This is a genomic window from Halomonas sp. TH-94, from assembly GCF_057473365.1.
The window spans coordinates 49,021-63,289 of record NZ_JBYCKL010000023.1; the positions used below are offsets into that span (position 1 = coordinate 49,021).

11 protein-coding genes are annotated in these 14,269 nt (G+C 65.0%); 1 reads left to right on the forward strand and 10 read right to left on the reverse strand.

The annotated features are described in order from the left end of the window. The first annotated feature begins 98 nt into the window (after positions 1-98). Positions 99-1,628: an exopolyphosphatase gene (ppx, locus tag AC2VNO_RS04170; RefSeq protein ID WP_486932966.1), complete on the forward strand. Its 1,530-nt coding sequence runs from the start codon at positions 99-101 to the stop codon at positions 1,626-1,628. On the opposite strand, the gene tilS is transcribed toward ppx, so the two are convergent. From tilS to bamA, 10 genes are all read right to left on the reverse strand, one after another. Next, positions 1,609-2,922: a tRNA lysidine(34) synthetase TilS gene (gene tilS / locus AC2VNO_RS04175; protein ID WP_486932954.1), complete on the reverse strand. Its 1,314-nt coding sequence runs from the start codon at positions 2,920-2,922 to the stop codon at positions 1,609-1,611. The two genes, ppx and tilS, sit on opposite strands and share 20 nt — an antisense overlap. Further along, on the reverse strand, positions 2,906-3,859 hold the full coding sequence (accA, locus tag AC2VNO_RS04180; protein WP_486932955.1) for an acetyl-CoA carboxylase carboxyl transferase subunit alpha: 954 nt from the start codon (positions 3,857-3,859) through the stop codon (positions 2,906-2,908). The genes tilS and accA overlap by 17 nt, the downstream gene beginning before the upstream one ends. Before the next feature lie 391 nt (positions 3,860-4,250). Further along, on the reverse strand, positions 4,251-7,754 hold the full coding sequence (gene dnaE / locus AC2VNO_RS04185) for a DNA polymerase III subunit alpha (RefSeq protein WP_486932956.1): 3,504 nt from the start codon (positions 7,752-7,754) through the stop codon (positions 4,251-4,253). Positions 7,755-7,817: 63 nt separating this feature from the next. Next, a complete protein-coding gene (rnhB, locus tag AC2VNO_RS04190; protein WP_486932957.1) occupies positions 7,818-8,429 on the reverse strand; it encodes a ribonuclease HII in 612 nt (203 codons plus the stop codon). After that, positions 8,426-9,649 (reverse strand): lipid-A-disaccharide synthase, encoded by a 1,224-nt coding sequence (lpxB, locus tag AC2VNO_RS04195; protein ID WP_486932958.1) that lies wholly within the window; start codon positions 9,647-9,649, stop codon positions 8,426-8,428. The genes rnhB and lpxB overlap by 4 nt, the downstream gene beginning before the upstream one ends. Positions 9,650-9,672: 23 nt before the next feature. Next, on the reverse strand, positions 9,673-10,440 hold the full coding sequence (gene lpxA, locus AC2VNO_RS04200) for an acyl-ACP--UDP-N-acetylglucosamine O-acyltransferase (protein WP_486932959.1): 768 nt from the start codon (positions 10,438-10,440) through the stop codon (positions 9,673-9,675). Next, the gene (fabZ, locus tag AC2VNO_RS04205) at positions 10,437-10,880 is read right to left on the reverse strand and encodes a 3-hydroxyacyl-ACP dehydratase FabZ (protein ID WP_228573804.1); all 444 of its coding nucleotides are present in this window, start codon (positions 10,878-10,880) and stop codon (positions 10,437-10,439) included. The genes lpxA and fabZ overlap by 4 nt, the downstream gene beginning before the upstream one ends. 122 nt (positions 10,881-11,002) lie before the next feature. Continuing rightward, entirely contained in the window at positions 11,003-12,043 is a 1,041-nt protein-coding gene (lpxD, locus tag AC2VNO_RS04210) for a UDP-3-O-(3-hydroxymyristoyl)glucosamine N-acyltransferase (RefSeq protein ID WP_486932960.1), read from the reverse strand. A gap of 43 nt (positions 12,044-12,086) precedes the next feature. Beyond that, positions 12,087-12,593, reverse strand: a complete 507-nt coding sequence (locus AC2VNO_RS04215; RefSeq protein ID WP_486932961.1) for an OmpH/Skp family outer membrane protein — start codon at positions 12,591-12,593, stop codon at positions 12,087-12,089. Positions 12,594-12,618: 25 nt separating this feature from the next. Further along, positions 12,619-14,269: outer membrane protein assembly factor BamA (gene bamA / locus AC2VNO_RS04220; RefSeq protein WP_486932962.1), on the reverse strand; the 1,651-nt coding region annotated here is incomplete at its 5' end.

Genomic DNA, 14,269 nt, shown 5'->3' on the forward strand with positions numbered 1-14,269 from the left:
AACGCAACCCTGCTTATCAACCCGGCGCGATTGACACGCTCGGGCCATCGCCGCAACCTTGACTCATTCGCTATAAGGACGCCTCGATGAATCCACCCATGGAACGGCTTCAACCCACCGACAATAACGCCGCCTCGTCTCAGCAAGCGAGCCTGCAACGACTCGCGGCAATCGACCTGGGCTCCAACAGCTTTCACCTGCTGGTCGCCCATTATCAGGACGACAGACTGCAGGTCGTCGCACGCCGCGGTGAAAAGGTACAGCTGGCCGCCGGACTCGACGCCGAGGGCATGCTGGAACATGCCGCCATACAGCGGGCGTTGGACTGCCTGGCTCGCTTTGCCCCATTCGTCGCCGACATAGCACCGGGAAGTCTGCGCGTCGTAGGCACCAATGCCCTGCGTGACGCCAACAACAGCCAGGAGCTCATCGGTCGTGCCGAAGCCCTGCTGGGCCACCGTATCGAGATCATCGGCGGCCGCGAAGAGGCACGCCTGATCTATCTCGGCGCTGCCCACTCCTTGGCCGAAAACGGGCGTCGGCTGATCATCGACATCGGCGGTGGCTCCACCGAATTCATCATCGGCGAACGCTTCGAGCCGCTTGCGTTGGAGAGCCTGCAGTTGGGTTGCGTCACCTACACCAGGCGCTTCTTCGAGGGGGGCGAAATCAACGAAAAGCGTATGCGCCGTGCCGAGCTGGCAGCGCTGTCGGAGCTAGCCAACATTCGCCGCCCCTACCTCGAGCTCGGCTGGGACGACCCGGTGGGTTCCAGCGGCACGATAAAGGCCGCAGCCTCGGTTATCGCCGCAGCGGACGGCATGCCCGAGGGCATGGTCACCCGAGCAGGGCTCAGCCGTGTACGCAGCTCGCTTGTCGAATGCGGCCATCTGGACCGCGTGGCCTTGCCCGGTCTGAAGGAAGAGCGAGCGCGGGTCTTCCCCGCCGGGGTAGCCATTCTCAGCGCTATCTTCGAGGCTTTCGACCTGGAACAACTGCGCTATGCCGACGGCGCCCTGCGTGAAGGCGTACTCTACGACATGGTGGGTCGCAACGGACCCGAAGATTCTCGCCTTAAGACTCTCGCCTCGCTCACGCAGCGCCATGCCGTAGACGAGCGCCACGCCGACAATGTAGCGCGCTCCGCTAGTGAGCTACTGGTCCAGGTGCGTTCGGCGTGGGGCCTGGATGACGAACAGGCACGCTTTCTCGATTGGGCTTCACGGCTTCACGAAATTGGCCTGAGCGTTTCCCACAGCCAATTCCACCGCCACGGCGCCTACCTGCTGGAGCATGCAGACCTGCCAGGCTTCTCGCGCCCAGAGCAACGGCTGTTGGCCTTTCTGGTCAGGGCACACCGCCGCAAGTTCCCGCTGCGCGAATGGCGGGCGCTACCGGAGTCGCAGCAGGCTTCCCATGCACGCCTGGCACGGCTGTTGCGCCTGGCGGTACTGCTCAACCATTCGCGCGGTGAGCCGCCTACCGAGACTCCCCAACTACAGGCCCATGGCGAGGCCCTGTGCCTGCTGCTGGGTGGCGATGAGAGCGATCAGGCTCTTCTGCGTACCGACCTCGAGCAGGAGATCGCCTACCAGAAGGCGGCAGGTTTCAAGCTGAGTCTGAAATGACGGTGCGGCCCCGCCAGCCCTCCGCCACCGCCAACCAGCGCCCTTCGGGCACCAGCAGTGCCGCTATCGGCGTCTGCTCGTGCCAGACCACTACGACGCGCTCGCGCTCCCAGGGCGGCACCTGGGTCTCCTGCAACAGGCGCTTGAGGTCGCGGCCGCCTCTTTCACTGATACGCAGCCGCTCGCCGCCCTGGCGAGCCTTCAGCGTCAGCCGTGCCGGTTGGCCGTCGACACGCTCCAAGCCGACCTCGCTCTTGCCCCAGGGCGACTGCAGCGGCGCCCTGCCGTCCCACCCGACGTTCCACCCCGACATCAGCGGGTCGCAAGGGGGCAGCAGGTAGAGGTGACCGCGCCAGATGCGTGCCTCGCCGCCACGCCAGTCAACCCGCACTTGGGCGTCACATCGCGCCTCGAGCTGTGACAGCAGGCTTTCCAGACGCGCCTCCGGCGGTGCAGCCAGCCCTCGCTTGCGGCAGACGTGGCGCACCAGCGCGCGCCTCCTCCTCGGTGCCAGTGCCAGCAGCCCCTCCACCCCTAGGCGGCCCGGGTTCCCGCCCAGCGCGCCGAGGTCCCGCTCGGCCAGCTCTTCGATCAGCGATTCCGCCTCGGCAGCATGGCGTGCGCTACTCGCCAGCGCTGCCGCCGCATGGGGCCAGCGCGCCTCCAGCAGCGGTAGCACGGAGCGACGCAGAAAGTTCCGGTCCAGCGCCTCGTCGGCATTGGTGGGATCCTCGATCCAGCTCAACCCTCGATTCGATGCCTCGGATTCGAGCTCGGCCCGAGAACGTGCAAGCAGCGGGCGTTCGAGGCGCCTTCCCAGCCACTCGCGGTCCGACGGCATTCCCGCCAAGCCGCGCACGCCGCTGCCACGCATGGCGGCAAGCAGGAAGGTTTCGGCCTGGTCGTCACGGTGCTGGGCCAGCCATAGCGTTTCGCCCGGCCCCACACGGCAGGCAAAGGCACCATAGCGCGCCTGGCGCGCCGCCCCCTCGAGCCCCAGGCCGGCGTCGCGCTCGACTTTCACGCGCTCGACGAACAAAGGCACGCCGAGGCGCGAGCAGAGCCGGCGGCAGTGACGTTCGAAATCGGCAGCGGCGGACTGCAGGCCGTGATGAACATGCAGCGCATGGAGCGGTCGCGGATGGCGTCGACTCGCCTGCGCCGCCAGGCTGAGCAGCAGCGAGGAGTCGAGCCCGCCGGAGAGCGCCACCCAAACGACACGCCCCGGCGGGGTCTCCGCCAGGGCGTCGTCGATCAGGGCCTGTAGTGACGCTCGCTTATGCTGGAGCGCCATAGCTCATCAGACGCTCGTAGCGGCGTTCGAGCAGGGCGTCGGTTTCCATCGCTTCGAGCCGATCCAGGCTCGCCAGCAGTGAATCCCTGACCCGCTCGGCAGTCACCAGAGGTTCGCGATGAGCGCCCCCCAGCGGCTCCTCGATCAGGGTATCGACGAAGCCCAGCTCCTTCAGCCGCTCGGCGGTGATGCCCATGGCCTGAGCGGCATCGGCGGCCTTCTCGGCGCTCTTCCACAGAATCGAGGCACAGCCTTCCGGCGAGATGACCGAATAGGTGGAGTACTGCAGCATGGCCAGCTCGTCGCACACGCCGATGGCCAGGGCGCCGCCGGAGCCGCCCTCTCCCACCACGGTGGAGAGGATCGGGGTCTTGAGCCGCGACATGACCGCCAGGTTGTAGGCAATGGCCTCGCTCTGGCCGCGCTCCTCGGCATCGATTCCGGGGTAGGCGCCCGGGGTGTCGATGAAGGTCAGCACCGGCATCTTGAAGCGCTCGGCCATTTCCATCAGACGGCACGCCTTGCGGTAGCCCTCGGGGCGCGGCATGCCGAAGTTGCGTCTCACCTTCTCCTTAACCTCGCGCCCTTTCTGATGGCCGATGACCATCACCGGACGGCCGTCGAGACGGGCAACGCCGCCGACGATGGCCGGATCGTCGGCGAAGCGACGGTCGCCGTGCAGCTCGTCGAAGTCGGTAAAGATATATTCGAGATAATCCAGGGTGTAAGGACGCTGGGGGTGGCGCGAGAGCTGCGACACCTGCCAGGGGCTCAGGTCCTTGAAGATCGACTCGGTGAGCTTGCGGCTCTTCTCCTCGAGGCGGCTGATCTCGTCGCTGAGGTTGAGCTGGCTGTCGTTGCCGACCAGGCGCAGTTCTTCGATCTTGGCCTGGAGTTCGGCGATGGGCTGTTCGAAATCGAGGTAGTTGGGATTCATAGTGGCTGGGCCGCCTTGTCATTGCTGTCGCCGGGGCATGATGAACGCTGTTCGCCCCGGAAGCCATAAAATCGAGTGTCGGGCATTATCGCACCCTCAACGCACGGCGCAAGGCGCGGAACAGCGGCTTTTCCGGCGACAGGTCTCTGCGGAGGCGCTGTGAACCCATCCCTGGGCGCTACTTTTGCCATCCATGGCAAAAGACCTCCGCTGCGACCTGTCCCCGGCGCCGCTCGCAGCCAAAGTGGTGAGTCCAGGTCCTGTCGAAAAGTCGGCGAGCGATGGTCAGACAAGGCAAAAAACGGCGCAAAAGCGGAGTTTACTTTAGTAAATGAGCATTTTAAGCCGTTTTTTAACGCCGTATGACCGAGCGCAGGCATTTTTCTTAGGCCTAACGGTATTTGAGACGCACACCATCCTGCCCCTCTACCTCGCGCAGCGCGATCAGCAGCTCGTCGCTGGGGGCCACGCGCCACTGCGCATCGAGCTCCAGCCAGCCGGCGGCCGCGTCGTTGCGATAACGCAGGCGCACCGGCAGGCCGCCGTCGTCGCGGTGCGGTGTGAGGCTGTCGCGCAGAGTGTCGATCAAGCGTCCGTTGACCCGGGTGCCGTCCAGCGATAGTTCCACCGCCTCGCCGAAGCGGGCACGGGCGGCCACCATCGGTGTGACCTCCTTGCCGCGCAGGCGCAGGCCGCCGGAGAAGTCGTCGCTTGAGACCTCGCCCTCGACGATCAGCACCTGATCGGCCTCGATCTGCCCGCGCAGCTGATCGTAGAGCTCGCCGAACAGCGACGCCTCGATGCGCCCGGTACGATCGTCCAGGGTGATGAAGGCCATGGTGTCGCCGCGCTTGGACTTCATGGTGCGCACCGCCACTACCAGACCCGCCACGCGCTGCGGCTCGCGAGAGGGCTTGAGGTCGCTGATGCGGGTGGAAACGAAGCGTGAGAGTTCCTTCTCGTACTCGTCGATGGGGTGGCCGGTGAGATAGAGCCCCAGGGTCTCCTTCTCTCCGGCCAGGCGCTCCTTGTCGGTCCACTCGCGGGCACGGCGATAGGCCTCGTAGGGGTCGCTCTCTGCCTCGTCGTCGGCGAAGGCCTCGCCGAACATGTCCATCATGCCCAGGTTCTGATTGCTTTGGGTCTGGGCCGCTGCACGGATCGCATCGTCCAGCGCGGCGGCAAGCACCGCCCGGTTCGGCCCCAGGTTGTCCAGCGCTCCCGAGCGGATCAGCGCCTCCAGGGTACGCTTGTTCATGCGCTTGGGGTCGACCCGGCGACAGAAGTCGAACAGATCGGTAAACGGGCCACCGGCCTCACGCGCCTCGACGATGGCGCCGATGGGGCCTTCGCCCACGCCGCGAATCGCCCCCAGGCCGTAGACCACGCGGCCTTCGGTATCGACTGTGAACTTGTAGCCGCCGATGTTGACGTCGGGTGGGGTCACGGTGAGGCCGATGCGCCGCGACTCCTCGATCAGCGGCACCACCTTGTCGAGGTTGTCCATCTCGGTGGACATCACCGCCGCCATGAACGGGCCGGGGTAGTGCGTCTTGAGCCAGGCGGTCTGGTAGGAGACCAGACCGTAGGCCGCCGAGTGCGACTTGTTGAAACCGTAGCCGGCGAACTTCTCCACCAGGTCGAAGATGTTGCCGGCCAGCTCCTTGTCGATGCCGTTGGCCGCGCAACCCTCCATGAAACCGGCACGCTGCTTGGCCATCTCTTCGGGCTTCTTCTTGCCCATGGCGCGGCGCAGCATGTCGGCCTGGCCCAGGCTGTAACCCGCCAGCACCTGGGCGATCTGCATCACCTGCTCCTGGTACAGGATGATGCCGTAGGTGGGCTCGAGCACCGGCTTTAGCCACTCGTGCTGATAGTCCGGGTGGGGATAGGAGAGCTCGGCGCGACCATGCTTGCGGTTGATGAAGTCATCGACCATGCCCGACTGCAGCGGCCCTGGGCGGAACAGCGCGACCAGGGCAATCATGTCCTCCAGCGAGTCGGGCAGCAGCCGCTTGATCAGCTCCTTCATGCCGCGGGATTCGAGCTGGAACACCGCCGTGGTCTCGGCGCGCTTGAGCATCTCGAAGGTGGGCGCGTCGTCGAGCGGGATGCTATCGATGTTGAGCGGCCCCTGGCCCTTGACGGCACGGACCTTGTCCACCATCTCCAGCGCCCAGTCGATGATGGTCAGGGTACGCAGGCCGAGGAAGTCGAACTTGACCAGCCCCGCCTCCTCGATGTCGTTCTTGTCGAACTGCACCACCAGCCCGTTGCCCTCCTCGTCGCACAGCAGCGGCGAGAAATCGGTGAGCTTGGTCGGCGCGATCACCACGCCCCCGGCGTGCTTGCCGGTGCCGCGGGTGATGCCCTCAAGCTTGACCGCCATCTCCCAGATCTCGGCGGCCTCCTCGTCGTTCTCGACGAACTCCTTGAGCGCCGGCTCGGCCTCGATGGCCTTGGCCAGGGTCATGCCGACCTCGAAGGGGATCAGCTTGGAGAGCTTGTCGCCGAGCGAATAGGGCCTGCCCTGGGCGCGGGCGACGTCGCGCACCACCGCCTTGGCCGCCATGGTGCCGAAGGTGACGATCTGCGATACCGCATTGCGGCCGTAGCGGTCGGCCACGTACTCGATCACCCGGTCGCGCTTCTCCATGCAGAAGTCGACGTCGAAGTCGGGCATCGAGACCCGCTCGGGGTTGAGGAAGCGCTCGAACAGCAGGTCGTATTCCAGTGGGTCGAGGTCGGTGATCTTCTGTGCGTAGGCCACCAGGGAGCCGGCACCGGAACCGCGCCCCGGCCCCACCGGGACATCGTTGTCCTTGGCCCACTGGATGAAGTCCATCACGATCAGGAAGTAGCCGGGGAAGCCCATCTGAATGATGATGTCGAGCTCGAAGTCGAGGCGTTCACGGTAGCGCTTGTCGATCTCGGCGTATTCGGCGCCGTCACGCGGGTACTTCTCGGCCGGGTAGAGAAAGTCGAGGCGCTCGTTGAGGCCGTCGTGGGAGACCTTGCGGAAGAATTCGTCCTGGGTCATGCCTTCGGGTATCTCGAACTCCGGCAGGAAGATCTCGCCCAGGCGCACGTCGACGTTGCAGCGCGTGGCGATCATCACGCTGTTTTCTAGCGCCTCGGGGATGTCGGCGAACAGCTCCGCCATCTCCGCCGGGCTCTTGAGATACTGCTCCTCGGTGTACTTGCGCTCGCGGCGTGGGTCGTCAAGGGCCCTGCCCTCACCGATGGAAACCCGCGTTTCATGAGCCCAGAAGTCGCCGCGTTCGAGAAAGCGCACGTCGTTGGTGGCCACTACCGGCGTACCCATCGCCATAGCGAGCTCCACCGACAGATGTACGCACTCCTCTTCCAGCGGCCGCCCGGTGCGGGTCAGCTCCAGGTAGAAACGCCCCGGGAAGGCACCCTGCCACTCCTCGAGCAGCACGCGCGCCTCCTCGCGGTGGTCGGCAAGCAGGTGGCGACAGATCTCGCCGTCACGGCCGCCGGAGAGGGCGATCAAGCCTTCGCTCTGGGCGAGCACCCAGCGCTTGTCGAGCAGCGCCCGCCCCTGCCGCTGCCCCTCCATCCAGCCCCGCGAGATCAGTTCGGTGAGGTTGCGATAGCCGGTGTCGTTCATGGCCAGCAGCGTCAGCCGGTGAGGGTGCGTCTCGTCATGCGGATTGGCCAGCCAGAGATCGGCGCCGATGATCGGCTTCAGCCCGCTGCCCTGGGCGCCGCGATAGAACTTGACCAGGCCGAAGAGATTGGATTCGTCGGTCACCGCCAGCGCCGGCATGCCCTGCTCGGCGGTTGCCTTGAGCAGCGGCTTGAGCCGTACCAGGCCGTCGACCAGGGAGTACTCGGTATGGACGCGCAGGTGTACGAAGGGCGTGGTCATAGGGACTCAATGCGTGGCGGTGAACGATATACGAAAGCCCGCAGGCTGATGCCGTCGAGACAGCTAGAGCAGCACCAGCTGGCCTTTCAACGGCGCAAAGGAGCGACGGTGCTCGGGCAACGGCCCCAAGCGCTCCAGGGCGTCCAGATGTTCGGGGGTGGCGTAGCCCTTGTGGCGAGCGAAGCCGTACCCGGGAAAGAGGCCGTCGAGGGTGACCATCTGGGCGTCGCGGGCCACCTTGGCCAGTATCGAGGCGGCTGCGATGGCCGGGTGACGGGCATCGCCCTTGACGATTGCCTGGCCGGGGACATGATGCCCGGGCAGGCGATTGCCGTCCACCAGCAGGTACTCCGGGGTCAGCGGCAAGGCATCGATCGCCCGGCGCATGGCCAGGTGGGTGGCGTGATAGATGTTCAGCTCATCCACCTCGGCATGACTCGCTTCGGCCACGGCAAACGCCAGCGCCTTGTCGCGAATCTCCGCATCCAGCTCCTCGCGACGCACCGGCGTCAGCTTCTTGGAGTCGGTCAGGCCTTCAATGGGTTGCAGCGGGTCGAGGATCACCGCCGCGGCCACCACCGCGCCGACCAGCGGCCCGCGGCCTACCTCATCGACGCCGGCCAGCAGATGGCCCTGATAGTCGATCGTCAACGGGGGAAAGAGAGGCGCGTTCATGTCTCGCTCCTGTTTCCTTGCTTCACCGTATCGTGTTCCAGCATTTCACTCGCTACCGAATCGGGCAGCGTACGCCCTTCGACCAAAGCTTCTATGGCCTCGACCGCCCTGGCACTGGCATTGCGCTGCAGTCCGGCGTGCAGGGCGGCGAAGCGTTGCTCCAGGGCGGCGCGCGCCTCGACATCGTCGAGCATCGCGCCCATGTGCTCCACAATCGCTTCGACGGTGAGGCCATCCTGAACCAGCTCAGGCACCATCGACTCCTGAACGATGAGGTTGGGTAGTGAGATCCACGGCGTCTTGACCATGCGGCTCGCCAGCCAGTAGGTCAGCGGCGCCATGCGATAGCCCACCAGCATCGTGCGATGGCACAGCATCGCCTCGAGCGCGGCGGTGCCCGAGGCCAGCAGCACCGCGTCGCTGGCCACCATGGCCTGTCGGGCCTGGCCGTCGAGCAGCGTCACACGGTCTCGCAGCAGTGGCCGCTGCTCGAGCAGCGCCTCGAGCTGCTGACGCCGCAGCGGCGTTGCCGCGGGTATCACCACCTTGAGTGTCGGACGCCCGTGACACAGCTGCTCGGCGGCGGTGAGGAAGGTCTCGCCGAGAAAGCGGATCTCGTTGGCCCGGGAGCCCGGCAACACGGCCAGGACCGGATCCTCGGCAGGCAGACCCAGGGCGGCACGGGCGCCGGCACGGTCGTTGGCCAACGGCAGTTCATCGGCCAGCGGATGGCCGACGAAGGCCACGGGCAGGCGATGCTTTTCGTAGAAGGCGGCTTCGAAAGGCAGGAAAGTGAGCATGGCATCCACCGAACGGGCAATGCCTTTCACCCGACCCTGGCGCCACGCCCAGACCGTGGGGCTGACATAGTGCACGGTGGTCAGCCCCGCTTCGCGCAGCTGGCGTTCGAGGCCGAGGTTGAAATCGGGCGCATCGATACCGATCATGATGTCCGGCTGCCAGGCCAGGGCATCGGCGCGCAGAGCTCTGCGCACCCGGATGAGTTCGGGCAGGTGTTTGAGCACCTCCACCAGCCCCATGACGGAGAGCGTCTCGAGCGGAAAGCGGCTGTCGATGCCTTCGGCCATCATGCCGGGCCCTCCGATACCGCGAAACTCGGCCTGGGGATGGCGCGCTTTCAGCGCCCGCATCAAGCTGGCGCCGAGCTGATCGCCGGACATCTCGCCGGCCACGATGTAGACACGCGCAATCTTGCTCATATCAGCCCCAACCAGCGCACATGTCAGCGCACGATGCCTCGCTTCGAGACCTCGATCGAGGCCGCAAATGCCTCGGTTTCAGGCAGCGAATAGCGACGGCGGATCTCCTCCAGCGCCTGGGCAACGGTGAGCCCCTGGCGATAGACCAAGCGGTAGGAGTCGCTCAGGGCCTTGATGGCTTCGTCCGAGAAGCCGCGCCGCTTCAACCCGGTCAGATTCAACCCATGGGCCTTGGCCGGATTTCCATTGATCATCAGGAAGGCCGGCGTGTCCTTGGTAATGATCGAGCCGCCGCCGGCCATGGCGTAGTCACCGAAGTGGCAGAACTGGTGAATCGCCGAGAGTCCGCCGAGGATGACGAAATTCCCCAGGGTCACGTGGCCTGCAAGCGTGGCCTGGTTGGCCAGAACGCAGTCGCTGCCGATGATGCAGTCATGGCCGACATGCACGTAGGCCATGAACAGATTGCGCGAGCCAATGGTGGTTTCGCCACGATCCTGGGCGGTACCGCGATGCAGCGTGGCGCCCTCACGTATGACGTTGTCGTCGCCCATTACCAGCCGCGTTGGTTCGCCGGCGTACTTCTTGTCCTGGCAATCCTCGCCCACGGAGGCGAACTGGAAGATACGGGTGCGCGCCCCGAGCACGGTCGGGCCCTTGATGACCACGTGCGGGCCAATGCGGCTGCCGGGACCGATCTCGACATCGGGACCGATCACACTGAATGGACCGACCTCCACATCCTCGGCCAGACGCGCGCCAGGGTCGACGATGGCAGTGGTATGTATCAAGAAACCTTCCTCTCGGCACAGATGACGACAGCCTCGCAGGCCAGCTCACCGTCTACGGTAGCACGGCAGGCGAATTTCCAGATGCCGCGTTTTTCACGCATGACCTTCGCATCCAGAACCAGACGGTCGCCCGGCATCACGGGACGCTTGAAACGCACTTCGTCGCTACCCACCAGATAATAGACGTAACCATCGGCCGGCAGCTTGTTGACGGTCTTGAAACCCAGGATACCGCATGCCTGGGCCAGCGCTTCCAGCACCAGTACGCCGGGCATGATCGGATGGTGGGGGAAATGGCCGTTGAAAAACGGCTCGTTGATGCTGACGTTCTTGTAGGCAACGATGGATTCTCCGAGGCTCAGCTCCGTGACCCGATCGATGAGCAGAAACGGGTAGCGGTGCGGCAGATAATCACGAATCTCGTTGATGTCCATTACCATCGTAGCGACCTCTGAAATGAAGTAGGGAAGCCTCGGCGAACGTCCAGCAAGCGTCGCACCTGGCTTCCCGAAAACCGCCTGTAAAAGGCAGGCGAGGAATTATAGCGCCGCCCGAATCTGTCTCAACCCTCCTGACTACGCTTCTCGAGGCGTGCCAGCCGCCGGGCAAGCTCGTCGAGCTGCTTGAAGCGCACCGCATTCTTGCGCCACTGAGCGTTGGGCATGGCGCCAGTACCCGAGGAGTAGACGCCTGGCTCGTGAATCGAGTTGGTCACCAGGCTCATGCCGGTGACCTGTACGCCATCGCAGATCGTCAGATGCCCGGAAAGCCCCACACCGCCGCCCAGCATGCAGTTTCTGCCAACCCGGGTGGAACCGGCGATACCGACGCAACCGGCAAGGGCAGTGTGATCGCCGATCCGCACGTTGTGCGCGATCTGCACCTGGCTGTCGATCTTCACGTCATTGCCGATCACGGTATCGTCCAGGGCACCTCGGTCGATACTGGAACAGCTACCCACCTCGACATCGTCGCCCATGACCACCCCACCTAGCTGAGCGATCTTGTGCCAGCGACTGCCATCGTGGGCGAAGCCGAAGCCGTCGCCACCGATCACGCAGCCGCTGTGCAGGATCGCCCGCTCGCCGATGGTCACGCCGTGACACACGGTAACGTTGGGATGCAGCAGGGAGCCGGCCCCAAGGCGCGAGCCGGCCCCGATGAAGGAGCCGGCCCCGACGCGCACGTCGTCGCCCAGCTCCACGCCGGCCTCGATCACGGCATTGGCACCGATCTCGACTCGCGCTCCCAGCGCCACGTCTTCGGCGACCACCGCCGATGGGTGAACGCCTCCCTCGCGGCGGGCCAGGATCGGGTCGAACAGCTGTGACAGGTGAGCGTAGCCCAGGTAGGGGTTGGGCAGTTCCAGGCGCGCACCGGGGCACGCTGCGGCATGCTCCGGGTGAAGCAGTACGGCACCGGCCCGAGAGCTGGCAAGATCCTTCAGGTAGGAGCGATTGGCCACGAAGGCCACCTGATCGGGACCCGCATCCTTGAGCGTGGCCAGCCCCCTGATCCGGCGACTCCCGTCGCCGACCAGGTTGGCGCCCAGCCGTTCGGCCAGGTCGTCCAGGGTAAATTGTGGAGTAGCAGGGTGCGTCATGAAAGCCCGTATCGACAGCGGCGGCAGTGTCCTGCCGAGTGAATCAATTGAGTGAGTTGAGAATTTCCAACACTTCACCCGTCACGTTGGGCAGGTCCCGCTCGGAGTGCAGCACCCCCTGCGGGTCCACCAGGACTTGAATGCCATGCCGGGAGATGACCTGCTCCACGGCCTGCTCGAGCTTCGGTTCGGCCTGCTGCAGGAACTCTTCCTCGGCGCGCATCTGCTCTTGCATGATCTGGCCACGCAGCTGTTCGAAACGGCTGCCTTTCTGCTGGAACTCCTGGATCAGCGAACGCCGCTGATCCTCGGGTAGGCTGTCGCCCTCCTGTTGCAGACGCTGCTGCAGGCTCGACAGCTCCTGCCCCAGCGTCTGTGCCTCCTGCTGCTGCCCGGCAAGCCGGCTCTCGAGCTGCTGCATCGAGCGCTGGGCGGCATCGGAAGAGAGCAACGCCCCACGCCAGTCGAGGACGGCAACGTCGGCCGAATGGGCCGGCATGGCCAGGGCCGCGAACAGACCCATGCACAAAAAGACGGTCAACTTGCGCATTTAGATTACCTCTTGAGGCGCCGGATCAGAAGGTCTGGCCAAGCGAGAATTGGAAGAATTGGGTGTTGTCGCCACTTTCGTCGTTGAGTGGCTCGGCGATGCTGAACGTCAGCGGTCCCACCGGGGTCAGCCAGGAGAGCCCAACGCCGATGCTGTAGCGCAGGTCGCCCAGATCGACGCCGGACGAACAGCGCGAGGGGCCGTCCCCTTCCATGACGGGGTAGCAGCTGGTCAGGAAGGTATTGCCGGCATCGATGAAGAAGCCGGTCTGCAGCGAGCGCTGATCTTCGACGAACGGCAGCGGGAAGAGCAGCTCGGCGCTGCCCTCGACCAGCACGTTACCCCCCAGGGTGCGGTCACGACCGGATTCACGCGGAGTGGTGCGCTGCCCCAGGGTGTTGGCCGTAAAGCCGCGTACCGAGCCCAGGCCGCCGGCGAAGAAGTTCTCGTAGAACGGATAGGGGTCGCTGCCGATACTGTCGGCATAGCCCAGCGTGGTGCCGAACTTGAGCGCCCATGTCTCCTCCTCGTTGAGAGCGAAGAGCTGCTGGGCACGTGCGCGCAGCTTGTAGTAGTCCGCGTCGCTACCCGGCGCTGCGGTCTCCAGCGACAGGCGCTGATAGTTGCCCGAAGTGGGCATGATGCCGCGGTTCAGGTTGTTGCGCGTCCAGCTGGCGGTCAGCTTCAGGCTCTGAGCGTCCTCGCCCTGCTCCTCGACGTAGCGCACGATTTCCGAGGCAGTGTCGCGGTAGGTCTTGACGGTCAAATCCTCGATGCTGGCACCGAAGTTGAGTCGCGACAGCTCACTGATGGGGTAGCCGAAGTTGATCCCCGCACCATAGGCATCGGTCGAGTAGGTCGAGATGTCCGAATCTTCGTAGTCGGTTTCGCGGTAGAACAGATTGTAGCCGCGCGAAATGCCGTCCAGCGTCCAGTAGGGGTCGGTGAAGCCGAAGTTGACGCTGGTAAAGGTGTCGCTGCGCTGAGCGCCGATGTTGACCCGGTTGCCGGTACCCAGGAAATTGTTCTGAGCCAGCGAGGCGCCGTAGATCACGCCGGCGCTCTGTGAGAAACCTATGCTCGCCGAGATCGAGCCGGAGGGCTGCTCTTCCACCGTATAGGTGACATCGAGTTTATCGGGCTCACCGGCCACCGGCTGGGTTTCCACTTCCACCTGGCGGAAGAAGCCCAGCCGCTCCAGGCGACGCCGCGACTGGCTGATCGAGTCGGTGGAGGCCGGCGCCCCCTCCATCTGGATCATTTCGCGACGCAGCACCTCGTCCTGAGTCGTGGTGTTGCCGATGAAGTTGATGCGCCTCACATAGGCACGACGCCCCGGATCGACGTTGATGGTCAGATCGACGGTGGCGCCATCGGCACGCGGTTGCGGAACGCCTTCGACCCGAGCGAAAGCGAAGCCTTCGGCACCCAGGCGCGAACGCAGCGCCTCCGTGGACGCCGTGACATCGCTGCGCGAGAAGATGTCGCCGCTCTCCACCTGCAGCAGGTTGCGGGCCTCACGCTCGCTGATATCCATGTTGCCGGCAAAGCGCACGTCGCCCACGCGGTACTGACTGCCCTCGTCGACGTTGATGGTGACGAAGATCTGCGATTTGTCCGGGCTGATCGAAACTTGAGTCGAGGTGATGTCGAAGTTGACGTAGCCACGGTCGAGA

Excerpts from the sequence above, each read along its gene's own strand:
- dnaE (WP_486932956.1), bottom strand. The coding sequence starts at position 7,754 with ATGACCACGCCCTTCGTACACCTGCGCGTCCATACCGAGTACTCCCTG.
- lpxB (WP_486932958.1), bottom strand. The coding sequence starts at position 9,649 with ATGAGCAAGATTGCGCGTGTCTACATCGTGGCCGGCGAGATGTCCGGC.
- fabZ (WP_228573804.1), bottom strand. The coding sequence starts at position 10,880 with ATGGTAATGGACATCAACGAGATTCGTGATTATCTGCCGCACCGCTAC.
- ppx (WP_486932966.1), top strand. The coding sequence starts at position 99 with ATGGAACGGCTTCAACCCACCGACAATAACGCCGCCTCGTCTCAGCAA.
- tilS (WP_486932954.1), bottom strand. The coding sequence starts at position 2,922 with ATGGCGCTCCAGCATAAGCGAGCGTCACTACAGGCCCTGATCGACGAC.
- accA (WP_486932955.1), bottom strand. The coding sequence starts at position 3,859 with ATGAATCCCAACTACCTCGATTTCGAACAGCCCATCGCCGAACTCCAG.
- lpxD (WP_486932960.1), bottom strand. The coding sequence starts at position 12,043 with ATGACGCACCCTGCTACTCCACAATTTACCCTGGACGACCTGGCCGAA.
- rnhB (WP_486932957.1), bottom strand. The coding sequence starts at position 8,429 with ATGAACGCGCCTCTCTTTCCCCCGTTGACGATCGACTATCAGGGCCAT.
- AC2VNO_RS04215 (WP_486932961.1), bottom strand. The coding sequence starts at position 12,593 with ATGCGCAAGTTGACCGTCTTTTTGTGCATGGGTCTGTTCGCGGCCCTG.